This is a genomic window from bacterium (assembly GCA_016708025.1).
Classification (GTDB): domain Bacteria; phylum Zixibacteria; class MSB-5A5; order GN15; family FEB-12; genus FEB-12.
The window spans coordinates 307499-323760 of record JADJGQ010000004.1 but is presented as its reverse complement, the minus strand read 5'-3'; the positions used below and the strand labels follow the sequence as shown (position 1 = coordinate 323760).

The following is a 16262-nucleotide window of genomic DNA, read 5'->3' as shown; positions in this document are numbered from 1 at the left end:
TCGTGGGTACTTTGAGTCAACACGAGGCCAATTTGATCTTTGCCTGACCTGAACAAATCCACGGACAAGTAATATATAATTGGAGTTGAGACGAATCTCACACTCTCAGAGTGCCGTAAAGTGACACCGAACTGCATTATTGTCTCCCTGTTTGAGGCACGAGCACTTAATGAAGTGCCCTCACACCATTGAGCACTGAAGTGACTATCAAGACTGAAACGCCTATGAGCCAAAGCTGGCTCATAGCATGACTTTGTCCTGGGGCGACGACAGCCCACGGCTATATTAGCCACCTTCACAAATGATTTGATGAGTGTAACGCATTTCACTCATGACATAAGATGTGTTCTTGCTTTGGCAACATCTTGTGGGACATGCTCCTGTCGACGTTTCGACCGAGACTTGAGTTTAGGTCCGGCAAGTAAGCGAATAGATGTAAACCCTTAAATAGACTCTTGGAGACTTTGGACATGACACATCCGAAGACACGCATCTCGGAACTCTCCAATTTTGTTCGACTAGCTTTGAGTGGTCAGTTGAAATTCAGGCCAACACCACCTGGTCATGAGAAGACTAAGCTCGATAGTGACTTGAAGCTTAGACAAGCTCAAGTTCAGGCGAAAGCGCTCCCAGGACAATTATCAACCCTCAAACTCAATATTCTGAATTGCATGATCTCGCATGACGAATTGGAGAGTGCAGCTACAGAAGCTAACATTAGTGCCGCTTTACGCCACGAATTGATTACAAGTTCATCTACCAACGACTTACTCGACTGGAGTAGCAATTTGACTGCCAACCACAGTCTCGACAGGATGGGTCTCCTGGCAGTCGAATTAGTCAATAGCATTCACTGTCTTCTACTTGATGTTCCACCGTTGACCGAGATCGAAGTCAATTGTGATGAGGAGGCACGTGCAATCTTGAGTTTTGGATGGCTCGCCATCATCAAGAGGGGAACATTCCCGATCACACCATCGGGTCAAGAACAAATTCGCAGTGTATTGAGCTCTCCGTGTGGTTCCCTTCACTTTGTGAGCGCAAGTGATCTGGACGGAGGCTTCAATTATACTTTAGGCATTGCCCTTTCACCTGAATGTCAAGCACTTCGGGACATCCATGGCAGCTTTGGACTGGACGGTGAGTTGATCGTACCGGGTCAGGCGGTTTCGCCGATCCCCCCCACACTTGCAATGTCTTCGCGAATGTTTTCTGCTGGGATTTGACAAGCTCAAACATCTCTGAAGAAGTGCAGTCCATACCCATGCGTAATTTCCTCATCCACCCCATCTCAGCGATTTGCAGCCCATTCGCGCAGGAGTCAGCAAGTCGCCTCGGAGGCTTGAATCAATCGAAGCACTGATTGATGAGGTACTGCAACAGCGCTCAAGGCACTTAAGAACGTCCGCAGCTGCACCCCGAAAGACCGATAGCGCTCCTAGTAGTATGAACCAAAGCAACTGGGGCCAACAAGACATTCACATTGTCATAGACGTGACCGACATGTCAGCTGCCAAGGTCAATCATTGGGTAAATGAAGCACTGGCCAAAATTGATCATCCTCAAATGTTGCCGAATATCGCACTTCACTTAAACATTGAATCGACGGGGAAAGATCGCATCTCCCGCATTTTGGAAATAGTTGACTGTGCTGCCAAGCTCCATCTGCCTGCCGTAGCGATTTCTGATGACCAGGAAGACCAATGGTTGCCAAACCTCCTAGAATACTTAGAGCCCTGGGAGTTAGATATTATTGCGGACCATAGCGATGACGTGGGAGTTGTGGTTATTGATGGAAGACCAGTCGACCCGATTTATACTGCCGCTACATCCGCTCAGAGGATTCAATCGGTATACTCCACACTGGGGTGGACATTTTGAAGATGGGTCTGTGGCTATGCCTGGATGCTATGGCTGCAAGAGTGGTCTGGTCTGAGATTTGTAAGAACCCTCACATTCCGGAACGCATGCTGCTCATGCCCATTGGGATAATCGAGCCCTGGAACGCTTTTCGTGGACAATCGCAAGACAAACAAGACTCCGCGCCCAATTCTTGATCCCTTTGCGAAGGTGAAATTTATGATTGAGGAAGCAAGGGCTCTTGGTATGACTTCCCTCCTGACTGACACCCGTCATAAGGAACACTGGGTACTTCTCGGCAGAAAAAACAACCATGACGAACCCCACCCACGTGAAGAATTTCATCAAGAAGAAAGTGTCGATGGAATACCGTACAGGACGAATAATAGCGCTATCCCTCTCCTCTCTTGGTCGGAGTTTATGGAATGCGAGCGACTTGCGCGAGAAGCTGGAATACTCCTTGGACAGGCAGGGTCCGTCGAAACTCCCCAGCTGTTTCGAATCATGAGTGAAGTAACATACGATGCAGCCAAGCACGGGAAGAACCCTGCTACTGCAATATGGACTGCGGAGACCGAGAGAGTATTGTCGACAAAGACTCTTAAGCAAACTGCCGATTTGCAGCTAAGTAGAAGCGCAATCGTATCGCCTTTCTTGGCAGTAGTTAATCGGGGATTTGAATCCCACGCGAAAGTGGAAGGGTGGCTTCGCTACCTCGAGGAGTATGGTGGTGAATTGCCCGACTTAAGAATTGCATTGTCCAAATCGCGTGGGGTCGTTAACGAATTACTGATTGCAATGATGAGTGAACTCCAATTCTGGAAAATCGATCACACAGCAAGTAGCCTGGCTCGTTACCAGGCCGCATGGGACGCTTTCGACGCTGGCTATTTGAGTTATCACAACCTGATCAAGGAACATTTTATGCGTGTCCGGACAGCGGTCGCCGATGCCTGGAGTTGCGGGTCAGTTTCGCAGGGGTCCCATTAGCATACAGACTGCGCAAAGTAAGGGAAATGAGAGGAACCTAGAATATGAGCAAGAAAGTCGCTAGGCCTAGTCTGCTTACAGGTGCCAGAGTATACCTATCTGGTCCAATGGATTTTGTGGCCTCTCGCACAGAGGAAAAGCAGAATGGATGGCGCACACGTGTCGGAACATTCCTCCGGTCGCTAGGAGCAACTGTTTTTGACCCTTGGAACAAGCCTAGTGTGCGCGGTCTGCATGAATATGGACGCGAAGGCACAGAGACCACTGAAACACGAAACAAATGGACGTTTTGCAGGGACGCTAAGAGTGCGCAGCAGCGGGGTGAAATCACTAGACAATTCTGGGCAACTCTTCATATTGACCTTCGAATGGTAGATACTTCTGATTTTGTTGTTGCATATTGCCCCACCTAACATCTACAGCGTTGGCACACCACATGAAATCGCACTCTGTCGGTCGCAGCGAAAGCCTGTGTTGTTCGTAAGTCCTCCCGTAACCTTTCCGAGTTTGGCAGAGTTACGAAACCTGACGGCAAAAGGACCCTGCTTCGCGTGCCGCTCTCCGAGCGGCTTCTGCTGGAAACCGGAGCAAAGGAGAACCCAAAGGGAGTACCGAGCCTTTGGTATATGCCACTGATCGGAAGTGAATGCTTTTTTGATGGTTTTGGATTTGCACAATATATGTCTCAGTTCAATTGGAAACGGAATCAATTGGACGACAGAGAAGCATCTTACAAGATCCAGAATCCGCTACTTCCCTATCTTGAGCGTCTGCGCAATCAGATACCAAAGAAGTGGGACTCACGCTCTAAGCGACTGGTTCCGAATGACGATTGGCTACTTTGGGACTTGCGGGAGGAAGGAATGGGGGGGGTTGTGGAACAACCGGCGCATGTCTCCTTCAGAGGACTCCAGAAAAAGAGATAACCAGGAATAAGCGAGAGTCGACGAGTTCACAAGTTCGACACCAGAAGAAATCGAGTGGCATTCAAGTCGCTCTCCCAACAATAAGATTCAGTTCTTGTAATCTGGCGAATATAGGGGGTTAAGAAAGAGGTGGATATGACAAAGATATCTCAAGGGAAATGGACACGAATTCGACCGCTACAACGCGACGAGATCTCAGCGTACACCGAAGCAGGAATGGTCGCCGGTGAACTTACGTGGGGAAGATTCAGAAACAATCTATGTAAGGTAATGGCATATACTCCTCGTCTGCTCCAGACCGAAGTGGAGTATTGCAACACGTTCATCTTTGACCCGCCTACTTTTCGTGGTACTGTTCAGGAAGCCGGATTTCTCGATCGCTTCATAAGAGAGCTCGTAATTTCTCGTACATCCCTTTTGAATCGATCGCGATATTCAGTGACCCATCATTCTTTCATTGGTTATCGACTCTTTGCCGATGCAGGTAGAGAGGCAGAAGGACACCGCAAGCTCCTTCATCTACATGAAGTCGAGAAACACCCAAATGCCTACACCGACCTTGAACGGATCATTTTGGGTTATACCACAAAAGTTACAACGGATGCGCACCAAGTCACTGACGTCGAATTTGAAGCCCTCCGCGAAGCACTGCGAATCGCCGCAGCAGGAAACGCCGAAAGGCAGGAACGAGTCTCCATTGAATTGTCGCGCTTTATCGATTCGCAGATTGTGGAATTGACTTGGCTCATCGGTCACTTTTGCCTGCTCAACCGATGGTTTACGGTGCTTCAGGTTCCCGACGAGTCTTCGGCAGACGAGGATAATTTCTTGGGGCTCTACGAACAGGTTGTTCCAGCGGATATACGAGAGAGGAACGAGAAAATCCTGGAAGGAGGATTCTAGAATACCCGACGAAGAAGCAACTGCAACAAAGGAACCACGGTTTATCGTAGCTTCCTATTTCTAGGCGATAAATTGAGCAGTTTTTGTTACGCAAGTCACTCACTATTGGAAATAAATCGATATTATGGAACATCTACAGGACAAAGACGGGCCTATTAGCGTTCCGCCCAATCTCTTCAAGGCGATTGAGAGCGGTGACTGTGTACTTTTTGCAGGTATGGGTCTTGGTGCTCAAGCCGGGTATCCTACATGGAGCGAATTGGTCAGTAACGCCGTAAACTGGTGTCTTCGAGAAGGCGTGTTGGGAAAGGACTTTGCTCATAAGTCAAATCAGGACATCTTTCAACTTGAGCCGAACTTGGCAGCTGATTTACTAACCGCTGAACTTAAGCAGGCAAATGTGCTGAGCTCTATACTCTCCTTCTTGCGTGAGCAGTACAGTATGCCCCAAAAGACTGATGGAAGTCTCTTCAGAGAAATCCACGAAATAGGATTTGCAGCAATTGTCACTACTTCCTTTGACCGTTCGCTGGAGCCGATCCTTTCTCCACTGTCCCCTCCTGTCTTTACCTCCAATGACACTGAGCAACTCATCGGAAGACTCAATAGGCGCGAACCGTTTCTTCTCAAGCTCTTCGGACGACTTGAATTACCAGATACGATCACATTCTCTCCTGCTGAGCTTCGAGACCAAATGGACCGCCGCATTGAGTTTAGGCAGTTTATTTCGAGCCTGTTCCTGACGAGGACCGTTCTCTTCATGGGTTCGAGCCTAGGCGGAATTCGCTTCTACTTGGAAAACGCGCGACTAGGCGAAATTTCTAAATCGAAGCGCCACTATGCTTTAGTGAATATCGATGCCCAGTTTCGCGAGGCTGAGGTTGGTCTTCTGTCTCGAAGATATGGTATCGATGTATTGCCCTTTGATGGTAGTCCAGATTTTTCTCTGCTCAGACAATTTGTGCACGGTCTCCATGAGAACCAGGCTGCCTCAAGAGACGATAGTAGAGTGCGATCTGTTTTTGCCAGTTCTTCCGAAACTGAAGTTGGTCACGGAGCCGTACTCGAGAGTATCCATCTGCAGAATGTCGGAGCATTCGAAGAAATGGAAGTTCGGTTTCATAAGCGCTGGACTGTGCTCTTGGGAGACAATGGCGTTGGGAAATCGACAATACTGAGAGGCATTGCATCTGCGCTGTGTGGCGAAGATGCAGCTACATATGCCGACCGACTCATACGTACAGGCAAAGACCAATCACGGATAACTCTCAAATTTCAGAATAGCGGCACCTACTCCTATGCATTTGAGATTTCCCGCAAGAGCGTTGGGGTCAACGTGCTTTCCCTTCCAGGTCGTCCTCTGGACACCGCAGGAACCCTTATTCTGGGCTTTCCGCCTCTGCGGACGGTCAGTTGGAAAATGCCCACTGGCACCTTTTGGGACGAATCGTCTTCCAGGCCTCTGGTGACTGACTTACTTCCGTTGGTGACGAATGAGCCTGATCCCCGCATCGACAAACTTAAACAATGGATCTTAACCGTTGAATATCAATCGAAATCTGCCTCAGATGGCCCTAGGTACCAGCGATTACTGAACGATCTCTTTGACGTAATCGGCAGGCTTACTGGTGACGTGAAGATAGAGTTTGGTGGCATAGACCTGGAGAACAGGCGCATTCTCGTCAGAACTGAAGATGGCCTCGTGGCGTTTGAACAAGTAAGTCAAGGTGCGACATCGCTCCTAGGCTGGGTTGGTGTCCTTCTACAACGCCTTTACGAGATGTATCGTCAATCGCCGAATCCTCGCTCAGAAAGTGCGATCGTTCTCATCGACGAAATCGATGCTCACATGCACCCGGCATGGCAACAGTCCATCGTCGAAAAACTGACAGAGTGCTTTCCAAATACTCAGTTCATATGTTCCACTCACTCACCGCTTGTTGTCGGCGGCATGGACATATCCCAAATCATTAAGTTTTCCCGTGACAAAGCAACCGGGATGGTCTACCAAGAGTCCTTGGACTCTCAGCTAACGATGGGGGGCACTGACTTGCAGCTCACGAGTCGGTTATTCGGTCTGAGAACTGCACTTGATTCAGGTGAAACAAGACGGCATTACACCGAGTATCAGTTATTACTCCAAAAGGGCGAGTCGATATCTGATTCGAAAAGCAAAGAATCATCGAATTGGAGCGAATTCTGGAGTTTCGACTCAGGTCCCCTGAGCCGACTTCAGTGCAGAGTGCAGCTGCGTGGTTGGTTTCGGCCCTGTTGAAGCAGCGGTTAGCGACAATGTATCCTGAGGTGCAGGAAGAGTTAAAAATGAGAGCACAGGTACTGCTAAATGAAGTGAGTGCCCAGCAGCAAAGGGAGAATCTGCCCAATGGTCCATCGTGACTTTGATCCAGCTACACTGACCGAGCCGCTGCTGTCCCTATATAGAGCTTGGGCTGACAAAATTAGTACGATGGCAGAGCAATCGGTTCGAGTTTTTGAACAAGGAGGCAGATTGCCTATAGAGGACAGTCACAATCGGCTGTGGGGCGAATTCAAAGAATTGCTTCTCGAGCATGTGTTTCACGGTCATTGTGCGTATTGTGAGTCGCCGCTGTCAAGGCAATCGGCACATGCGGAGCACTTCAGGCCGAAAGGAAAGGTGACAAGCACCGTCATATCTGGAGGCGGTAAAGTTGCCGAACAGCAAGCTATCGTTCGATTGCCTGACAATACAACAGTACCACATCCGGGGTACTTCTGGCTCGATTTGCACTGGCGAAATTTGCTTCCCGCATGCGAAATGTGCAACACCGGACGAGGAAAGCGCACGAGATTCCCAGTTGCGCGCGCTCACGCATTCATAGTGGCACTTGATGACGCTTCACTAACGAACCTAAAAGCAACGGCAATAGCGAGCAACAAGTGGCATCAGGCTACTACTTTGTCGCCAGAAGACCTTGACGACCTTGAGGGTCCTTTGCTGCATCCATTTGTGGACAATCCGGAGGATCACATAGACTTCGACGAATTTGGTGGCGTTCTTGCTCGCTGCGACTCGACTGGCGCAGTATCCATACGCGGGCAAGCCACAATAGAAACACTCGACCTTGGCGCAGAGAAGTTGCGAATTGAGCGTCGCAATGCAATTGAACGCGCGCTTTGTATTTTCGAGGCAGGATTGCGATATGAGGAAATGAATCTAATTGCCTTCAACAAGGCAACGGCCAACAAAGTTAATCTCAGGATGAAGACCGAGTACTTCATCGACCACCCGCATTTCAAGGCGGCTGTCTGCGCCTGTTTGGATCGGTCGGTCTCACGAATCCCGTAAAGATGTAGCGCCCAGGTTAAGTAAGCATCGGACACTCAACAATAAATGATTTCGAGAGGGACCAAACCATGACCCGCAAAGCAATGGCAATCGCAAACAACGACATGGTGTACGTGTGGTGGACATATTCAGAAAAGATTCCAGGGTGTCTCGGATTTAGCGTACGACGACTTCAGAAAGGTGTACCAACCCGAGCCCTGCCTGCTTTTGTTGGCTTCACTTTACCGTTATCGAACAAACAGCCTGGTAGTACGAGGTTACGAAGCACGACTGACATGTGGCCGGTGCAGGCGTACCAATGGAAGGACCTTTTTGTTCCTGAAGAGACGGACGTGTCGTACGAGATAGTTCCACTTGTTGGCACGCCTGGCAATCTGAAAGAACTGCCAAATCTCAAGGTGAAGACCTCTATTGTGAGCCACAGACACCTATGGAAATGCGCGAGTGATTTTCAATCGGGGAATAATCGCTACGCAGTCCCTAAGTCGTCGGCTCCCCAAGGGCAAGGGCGGCACTCCAAGCGCGCCTGCATTGCGAAAGCATATTTCCAAGCCACAGGATAAGATCCGAATCGGGCTCGCAGGAGAGTCAATTGAAGCACTCACTTCTCTGTTTAAGAGAGCAGAAGAAGAGGGTGGTCGCTGCTATTGCGCTCTTTATGAGCTGACGGATATTGAGTTGATTGAGGCTATTGTTCGGAGCAGGGGGCGCGTAAGTGTGATCTTGGCGAATGCGGATACTACAAAAAAAGACAAAACTGGCAAAACGGTGAAGGTCTATGATGGCACAAATAACGGTCCGCGTCTCAGAGTTGAAAAGCGCGCTTGACGAAGCGCTGCATGATCGTCTTTAAAAGGGGTAACTATATCGGGTACAATAAATTTGTAGTCTACGTGGACAAAGACGAAGTGCCACAGTCAGTAATGACCGGCTCCACAAACTGGTCGCCGACCGGACTATGTTCACAGACGAACAACATTATCGTGTTGGAGAATCGTCAGATTGCAGAAAGGTACTACGACTACTGGCACCGCTTGCTCACAGACGATGCAAACCAAAGCGCAGAATTACGAAAGGTGAACGCAACCAACTCTAAACCAATCTCGCTCGGCAGGGACCAAGGCAATCTGAAAGTCTGGTTCGCTCCGAACACTAAACGAAAGACCAAACCAGCTGAGAATCCAACAACTCCTCCGGATCTTTCTGAAGTGTTTGAACTGATCGACTCAGCAAAGTCAGGAATACTGTTCCTGCTCTTTAGCGCGGGAGCACCGAGCATACTACACCACTTGAAGGCTCTCTCTGAACGCCGCCTAAAGGCCAATAAGCCCCTTTTTGTGCGAGGCGCGGTTTCAGACACTAGGACTGCACGGGAGTTTGCTACAAGAGTTTACAATGACTCCGTTCTTACCGCGCCAAATAGACTGATCACTGGCGTTGGCGGGATCCGAGATCCGTTCTCCATTTGGGAGCGAGAATTGGAACGACTCGGCCACGCCGTAATACATGATAAGGTGCTCGTTATTGATCCATTCGGCCGCGACTGCGCGGTAGTGACGGGAAGCCACAATCTGGGTTTTAAGGCTTCCTACTCAAATGACGAGAACTTGTGTATTATCAAGGGAAACCGGCCCATAGCCACAGCGTTCGCTGCGCATGTGCTCGATGTCGTAAATCACTATAATTGGCGATACAAACTTCTCAACAGTGCGTCCAGTGACAGACGCAATCAATCGGCATTTGTGAAGCTAGATCAAACGGATTCATGGCAGGACAAATACTTTCCAGGCAACTTCTTGCAGAGTCGCGACTTATTTTTCTTTCCCCAAGTAAGGAAGAAAAAAACACGTTGACACAGAGGCTGGCCAAATTGGATGAAAAGTCGCCCGTGGGTAATCGACCTTTTTTTGCTCTTGACTTTGGTTATTGCACTACATCTTCTTGATGTCAGTTAAGTTGTCTGACTTGTCTTCTTGAGGCAATCGCAAGAAACGAAATCGCTGCCGTTTCTTTTGCTTCGGTCTGTAACTAGTAACACTCCGAGCTTAGGTTAACTGGAAACCAGTCATATCGAAATGTAATATTGGGACGACTGATTCATGGGCAGCTCAATCGCATCCACTTACTATCAGGGATCCGCAATGGTGACTTGTTCCACCTGGGTAAGCTCCACAGAGCGGTCAGTTGGAAAGCCGCGCTCCCCAATCTCCCATGTACTGTCAAACCTAAGGCCAGGAAATTGAAAGTGTACCTCGGTAGAATGTAGATTATCTCTCGATTTGAAGTGAACGAGCAAGCTGCGACCATGCAATATTGCCGCCTGTGTTAGTGCCAAGGTGAGATCTTCGGAGTAATCAACTTCAGCCTTAACCCTGCTTGCTCCTTTTTGCATTTCTGGACACAGCGACTCAAGAGTGCTGCCAGACAATAGCCGCCACGTTCGCGATCAAAATAAATTGGTATATTCGCTTCAGAAATCGCATTTAGATATCGAAAGGCAGTGCGTCTGGGGATTCCACAGGTTTCGCGAATCATCTTCAGACTCACTGCCCTCCTGTGACTAAACAAGTGCAATAACCGTAAGAGCCGATCTGAGCTAGGCATCTTCATTACCAAATTGGGGGCACAACCGACTGCCACTGCAACGTAAGTTTAGATCAGCCATAGTGCCGAAGTCGAAATCAACCAGATCAAGTCGATTTCCGGTGTATAGGCTACAGGTTCGATTGACTGAGTCGAATCAGAGGGTACCGAGTTACCGGAAACAGAGCCAGGCGGGGGAACCACCGAAATCGGGGGGTCGACTGGACCGGTGTCGCTTGATGATGTACTGACAAGTAGACAGAAAAGGCACACGAGGAGCACGGCGGCCAAAGGCTGTGCCTTTCTGTTGGGGATGGAATTCATGAAGTCCTCCTATGGTCTTATGAGTTTCACAAGACACATATCAGAAGACATGCCAACTTCAGACTAATCACCTCCCTGGCTTCATGGAGCTGCAGCACACTGACTTACAGCACGACCCCCCTTCACATTCAACAAATGCACGCATATCGACTTAAGAGTCTCCGACATGGGGACAATGCGTGTATATATCAGGTGTGTAAGAGGATAAGCACTTGTCGCGAGTGTCGACAAGTAGCGACACATCGACATCGCTGAACGAATGCGCGATAGAATCAACGTATGTGATATTTCGCTAGCCGACGTCTAAGTGAACTGAGATTTAGGCCCAGTAGCAGAGCAGCCTTTGTCTTATTGCCGCGGGTTGCCTGCATGGCGCGGAGTATGAGCTCTCGCTCCTGATTGCCGGCTGGATTCTCGGTGGGATCACTCTCAACAGACTGAGTTAGCCGAGAGGGCAGGTGGTCCAGACCAATTAGTTCTCCAGGATACATTAGGCAACAGAACTCGATGACACTCCGGAGTTGTCTCACATTGCCGGGCCAGGCATGCTGAATAAAGAAATCAAGGACTGCGCTCTCAAATCGCGGAGGATTCGCTTTGGTAGAAAAAGACTTTAAGAAATGCTCTGTAAGCAGCTGGATGTCTCCCCTTCTCTCTCGCAGCGGAGGGATCTCAATCGTTACAGTGCTAATACGATGATATAGATCGTCCCGAAACCGTCCCTGGCGCACCAACTGCTCGATGTTCTGGTGGGTAGCAAAAATGAAGCGCACGTCTATGCCAATGCTTCGCACCGAGCCAACCCGCTCAAAATGCTGGTACTCAACGACACGCAATATTTTTGCCTGCAAATCAAGAGGCATGTCGGCAATTTCATCGAGGAAGAGCGTACCGCCATTTGCAGCCTCAAATCTGCCTGCGCGCTCTCTTACTCCGGTTGCAGCGCCTTTTGCGACACCAAACAATTCTGCTTCGGCCATTGAAGCCGAAAAACTGGCGCAGTTGACTTTTACTAACGGCTCTTTACACCGTAGGCTGTGCTCATGGAGCATATCGCACAGTATCTCTTTGCCAGTTCCGCTTTCTCCAAGCAGTAAGACACTCAGCCGCGCTGGCCGCTACTTGTGGTAGTTTTTCCAGCATTCTCAGCATTCTTGAGTCGCCTGTGATCAGGCTTGGTCCTGTTCCATGACTCAACAAACTCTCTCTTAACATAACTGTCTGACTGGCCATCGACCGCAATTCGCGAGCAGCTAGAATCGTCACTGACATTATGCCCGCAATTGCCCCCATTAGCTTGCGGTCATCGCTCCCGAATAATGCTGGTATCAGATGGTGATCCAAGTACAGCACGGCCACGGCTTCTCCAGCGGACACCACTGGTACGCAGGCAACTGACAGTATATTATGAGTCACAACACTGTGGTAACAATTGGTCGTGGCGTCGTTACACGCATTGTCGATAAACACAGGAGTTGTATCCTCAAGACTAGCCATCGGAATAGTGCTACTGAATTCGGTCAATTCGCGGACACTCTGTTCATCGCAGTTGTAAGACGCAATGGGGTGAAGTGCAGCCCGATCCGGCTTCACCATGAGTAGTAATCCTCTCTCGGCGCCTGTGTAATCGACTGCAAATTGGAGCAGTTTTTGAAGCACTTGATGATAAGAATGGAGGTCAGTCATGAGTGTCGATACCGACAACAATAAGTCCACCAGTGTTGCATTGTCTGACCCGCTCTCATGTAGCTTTGCGATCCTACCCTCAAGAACTTCAGTCAGGCTTCTATTTCCCAGAGTTCGCGAGTGACCTGCCGCTTGGTGCAAGTAGGTCAATGCATGTCGACGCTTTGAGGAACACATATAGCAATCGGCCACTCGCATGGCCGCATATGTCGCAAGGAAGAGCTGATGCCCGTCTAACAGCACCTGATACGCGTTCTTCCAGCAAGCCTCACTATCTTTTAGCGGCTCGGACGAATGGTAACCCAACGCGGACAACGCCGCCAACAACGGAACCCGTTCACTCCCTCGCACCTTAACCATTTGTCGCACCAAGGATTGCATTGCCTTCGACGGAACGTGTCCGTTGCAGTGTAAGAAGAACACTGTCAGTGCTGTTCGATAGTTTGCCTGCTCGCCCGAAAGATCCTCACAAATCCGAAAAATCTCAGATAGATCAGACTGCTTTGGCAACAACAGCGCCAGTTCCAGAGCAAGGGTTGATTCGTCCTTCGCGGTCTTGTCGCCAATCTTTGCAGCAAGTTCTATCGCAAGCTCAGAAACTTCTTAGCCAATGGTAGGTTCCCTCGCCACCAAGCTAGTTCTGAAAGATTTTGATATGCCTTAAGGAGAAACGGAGATCCTGAGGACTTTTTGGATTGTTCGATAAGCCATCCCAGTGACTTCTCTGCGTCCTCAAACCTTCCCTCTTGTAGTTCCAAGAATCCCCTCAAGACAAAGTAACCAAGCAAAGAACCTGACGACGTTTGAGCTTGCGAATCACACAAATACTGCTGAAGCCAGTATCGGCCCTTTGCAAACTTTGCAAGCCTGGCGCACGAGTAGCAAATGGCCATATAGGCTGGAGGAAGGAGTGCCGGTTGCCCAGTCGTTCGCGCTAGCTGTATTGCCTTTTTCGCGTGTGCAATCGCCTGAAGATACTGTGCTTGTTCGCAACTCATAGATGCCAGACTTATCAGCACCGGCACGGACTTAGCCGCGAGCCCATGTTGCTCAGCCGTATCCAACGCGCTGTTTAGTGCACTAGCTGCCGCCTCCATCGCCCCCATTCGCCAACTAAGAATGCCCTTTAGATACAGCGTGATCTGCTTAATCTCAAGATCACCCGCGACCGTGGAGCGCTGCTCCAGATCAGAAATTGCCCCCCTTGCTTCGTCTAACTTTCCCCGAGAGAGCAGCATCCAGCATTCAAATCGACGCAAACGAAGTGCAATTGCAGACTGATTCTCCATTGCCCCCTCCGTGTGAGCGAGATGCAATAGTCGCTCTGCTTCGGCTAAGTCACCGGCACGCATAGCCGATTGTATTGCTTCGAGCATAGCAGGGTAGCGTTCCTCCTCCGCGCCAAATGCTGTCATGTGCTTGAAATGCCCTAGAGCTTCGGCCTGCCGGTTTATTGCCAAAGCACATGCGGCGGCCAAACTGTGAAGGTTCATCACTAGTGGATTATTCGGTTGTTTACTCAGGTACTTTTGTGATAGTACCAAGGCTTGTGTTGGTCTCCCCATTGCAAGTAGCCTCTCGAGCTCTACAAGTTCCGCTTGACCAAGCTGATCCTCTTCGACTCTAGCGGCAGGCAATTGCATCGCCGCATCCAGCCTTTGAAGAAACTCGAGGGTCGCCTCGTCTGGTGGCATCAGGCAAAGAAACTCGGCATATCTTTCCATACGTGAACTGCTTACATAAGCTCGCCAGGCTCTGAAAGTATGCCTAAGCGACACTCTGGCAGCAGAATTCGTTGCCATTTGTATTTCTTTCGGAACTCCAACGAGGTGCAGCGATGTCAAAAGGAAGGTACTGCTATCTCGCTCCCTTAACGCGCGACGTTCGTCCAGTCGGAGTGCACTGACAGCAAGCATGCCAAGCAATCGCTTGTTCAAGGTACTTGCGGAATCATTGTCGACGACACTGCATTCTTGTAATGCACTCAAGAAGGAACGAGGGCGATGCAGATAGTCATTTCTAGTCAGAGACTCTGCAACCGACAGGATTTGGTCTTTCGCATATTCCTCTCTCTGGTCATTAGTGGATTGGGGCTTCTCCACAGCGAGTCGCAGCGACGTGCCCATAGAATAGAGATCGGACTGAGAGAGTAGTTTATGGTTTGTTATTACTTCTGGGGCAATAAGTCCAGGGGTCCCAATGACTACGGTGTCCAACTCCGCGGCTTCATATTGCAGGAAATCCAAGTCAATTAGTCGAAGAATGCACTTACCTTCTTTGAAGCAGATAAGCAGGTTCTCAAGCTTGAGGTCCCCGTGTACTAGACCTTTCGAATGAATATAATCAACTGCTAGTGAGAGTTCTTGGAGAATTGACTTCCAATGACAAATCAGTTTCTCGCGATTGACATTCTCCCATACTGCGAGGTCGAGATAGGGGTACTCTGTGACGAGAAATCCATCAACTTCAATCACTCGCTTCGCCGTGACCGCACAATTGCAGCGTATCAGTTTTTGAAGTTGAATAGCGGTTTCTATGAGTTTGCCAGCGGCCTTTCCGGTTGTTTCATCTGCTTTATCGAGGATCTTAAGAATACACCGATGGCCGCTTAATTTGTCCCTCCCCATCCAGGTTTCAAATGGAGAGTGTTTTGACAGTAGTTTATCAAGGTGATAGGGCAAATCTCGTTGGATTGCCATAGACCACAACCCCCTAGACTTTTGAGTAAGAAGGCTCCAGATGCTTCAATTCAAAGATACTGATTTTTCGTGCAACAGGGTAGACAATACTTCTGGTCCTGCTTGCTTCGTGTCACTTAGTTAATCCGTGAATATGGTCCACAAGCGCCACCTTACTAAGAAACTAAACAAGAAGTGCCCGGTGATCGTATTGCGTTATCGCACAGCGACTTACGCCTCCGTTCGGCTTGCTCATACCTCAACCAAGTGGAAAACTGAAATGATGAGAAGCATTGGACAAGTGCAGGAATACTGTGTTGGGATACTCAATGGAGATTAACACGTATCGCTTACTTCGGAAATCACTACGAATTATAGCAGTACCGCGTCCTATTTGCTGACACCCAAGAGGTACGCTTACCGCGGCTATCTTTCGCAAGACAACTGGCAGATACATAGGGAGATTCAGAACCCTGAATCTCCCCTCCCCTGAGGTTGAAATTAGGAATCGATCACCAAACGCCTACAGAGTCAATTGTATTCCGCACAATCCTCCGCATCCTATGAGCGTGCACCGGCAGTTGAACGGCCCTGTGCAGTCAATGGGCCCATAATACTGATAGCACTTGTAGTGCTTGACAGGCGGACAATTCGCCGGTGACGGGTAACAGCATTCCCCGCAGGTGTAAATGAAGCAATTACTATCACAAGGATCAGGTCCCGCGGTGACAGTAGCTCCCGAAAGGCTTACTCCCAGGACAAAGCCGACGCAGACTATTGCAGACAATAGTTTGAGCATGCAGTCTTCACCTCCTTCGTTCGCTCTCAGTGCTTGTTTAGCAAATAGAAACGACTGACCAGTTGGTGATCAATCGCATTTTCGAAACCATACTGGACGTGTGTTATGAACCCGCTATTGTCTACACCCACAATTGTGGGCCAGAAATCTTGATTATAACGGAGTTTCCACTCCGACTGACTATA

At 49.2% G+C, this 16262-nt stretch carries 11 protein-coding genes; 7 read left to right on the top strand and 4 right to left on the bottom strand.

Features of this window, described 5'->3' with window-relative positions; translation table 11 throughout:
* The first annotated feature begins 470 nt into the window (after window positions 1–470).
* The 7 genes from IPH75_14765 (at window position 471) to IPH75_14735 (ending at window position 9860) form a co-directional block, all read left to right on the top strand.
* The gene (locus IPH75_14765) at window positions 471–1226 is read left to right on the top strand and encodes a hypothetical protein (GenBank protein MBK7143334.1); all 756 of its coding nucleotides are present in this window, start codon (window positions 471–473) and stop codon (window positions 1224–1226) included.
* Between the two features lie 220 nt (window positions 1227–1446).
* Window positions 1447–1881, top strand: coding sequence for a hypothetical protein (locus tag IPH75_14760; protein MBK7143333.1), 435 nt, complete (start codon window positions 1447–1449; stop codon window positions 1879–1881).
* A 198-nt stretch (window positions 1882–2079) separates the two neighbouring features.
* Complete coding sequence (locus IPH75_14755) at window positions 2080–2850, top strand: hypothetical protein (GenBank protein ID MBK7143332.1); 771 nt, start codon at window positions 2080–2082, stop codon at window positions 2848–2850.
* A 1061-nt stretch (window positions 2851–3911) separates the two neighbouring features.
* Complete coding sequence (locus IPH75_14750; protein MBK7143331.1) at window positions 3912–4679, top strand: carboxymuconolactone decarboxylase family protein; 768 nt, start codon at window positions 3912–3914, stop codon at window positions 4677–4679.
* Window positions 4680–4803: 124 nt separating this feature from the next.
* On the top strand, window positions 4804–6954 hold the full coding sequence (locus tag IPH75_14745; protein ID MBK7143330.1) for an AAA family ATPase: 2151 nt from the start codon (window positions 4804–4806) through the stop codon (window positions 6952–6954).
* Between the two features lie 108 nt (window positions 6955–7062).
* Complete coding sequence (locus IPH75_14740; protein ID MBK7143329.1) at window positions 7063–8007, top strand: hypothetical protein; 945 nt, start codon at window positions 7063–7065, stop codon at window positions 8005–8007.
* A gap of 839 nt (window positions 8008–8846) precedes the next feature.
* Window positions 8847–9860, top strand: coding sequence for a hypothetical protein (locus tag IPH75_14735; GenBank protein MBK7143328.1), 1014 nt, complete (start codon window positions 8847–8849; stop codon window positions 9858–9860).
* A gap of 472 nt (window positions 9861–10332) precedes the next feature.
* Here IPH75_14735 and IPH75_14730 read toward each other — a convergent pair whose 3' ends face one another.
* The 4 genes from IPH75_14730 to IPH75_14715 form a co-directional block, all read right to left on the bottom strand.
* Window positions 10333–10575, bottom strand: a complete 243-nt coding sequence (locus IPH75_14730) for a hypothetical protein (protein MBK7143327.1) — start codon at window positions 10573–10575, stop codon at window positions 10333–10335.
* 611 nt (window positions 10576–11186) lie between these two features.
* Window positions 11187–11966, bottom strand: a complete 780-nt coding sequence (locus IPH75_14725) for a sigma-54-dependent Fis family transcriptional regulator (GenBank protein ID MBK7143326.1) — start codon at window positions 11964–11966, stop codon at window positions 11187–11189.
* Window positions 11956–12600 (bottom strand): GAF domain-containing protein, encoded by a 645-nt coding sequence (locus IPH75_14720; GenBank protein MBK7143325.1) that lies wholly within the window; start codon window positions 12598–12600, stop codon window positions 11956–11958. Before IPH75_14720 ends, IPH75_14725 begins: the two co-directional genes overlap by 11 nt.
* 581 nt (window positions 12601–13181) lie before the next feature.
* On the bottom strand, window positions 13182–15299 hold the full coding sequence (locus IPH75_14715; GenBank protein MBK7143324.1) for a protein kinase: 2118 nt from the start codon (window positions 15297–15299) through the stop codon (window positions 13182–13184).
* Between the last annotated feature and the right edge of the window lie 963 nt (window positions 15300–16262).

Bases quoted from the DNA above. Each gene is read 5' to 3' on its own strand.
- IPH75_14765 (MBK7143334.1), top strand. From the start codon at position 471: ATGACACATCCGAAGACACGCATCTCGGAACTCTCCAATTTTGTTCGA.
- IPH75_14760 (MBK7143333.1), top strand. From the start codon at position 1,447: ATGAACCAAAGCAACTGGGGCCAACAAGACATTCACATTGTCATAGAC.
- IPH75_14755 (MBK7143332.1), top strand. From the start codon at position 2,080: ATGATTGAGGAAGCAAGGGCTCTTGGTATGACTTCCCTCCTGACTGAC.
- IPH75_14750 (MBK7143331.1), top strand. From the start codon at position 3,912: ATGACAAAGATATCTCAAGGGAAATGGACACGAATTCGACCGCTACAA.
- IPH75_14745 (MBK7143330.1), top strand. From the start codon at position 4,804: ATGGAACATCTACAGGACAAAGACGGGCCTATTAGCGTTCCGCCCAAT.
- IPH75_14740 (MBK7143329.1), top strand. From the start codon at position 7,063: ATGGTCCATCGTGACTTTGATCCAGCTACACTGACCGAGCCGCTGCTG.
- IPH75_14735 (MBK7143328.1), top strand. From the start codon at position 8,847: ATGATCGTCTTTAAAAGGGGTAACTATATCGGGTACAATAAATTTGTA.
- IPH75_14725 (MBK7143326.1), bottom strand. From the start codon at position 11,966: ATGCTCCATGAGCACAGCCTACGGTGTAAAGAGCCGTTAGTAAAAGTC.
- IPH75_14720 (MBK7143325.1), bottom strand. From the start codon at position 12,600: ATGACTGACCTCCATTCTTATCATCAAGTGCTTCAAAAACTGCTCCAA.
- IPH75_14715 (MBK7143324.1), bottom strand. From the start codon at position 15,299: ATGGCAATCCAACGAGATTTGCCCTATCACCTTGATAAACTACTGTCA.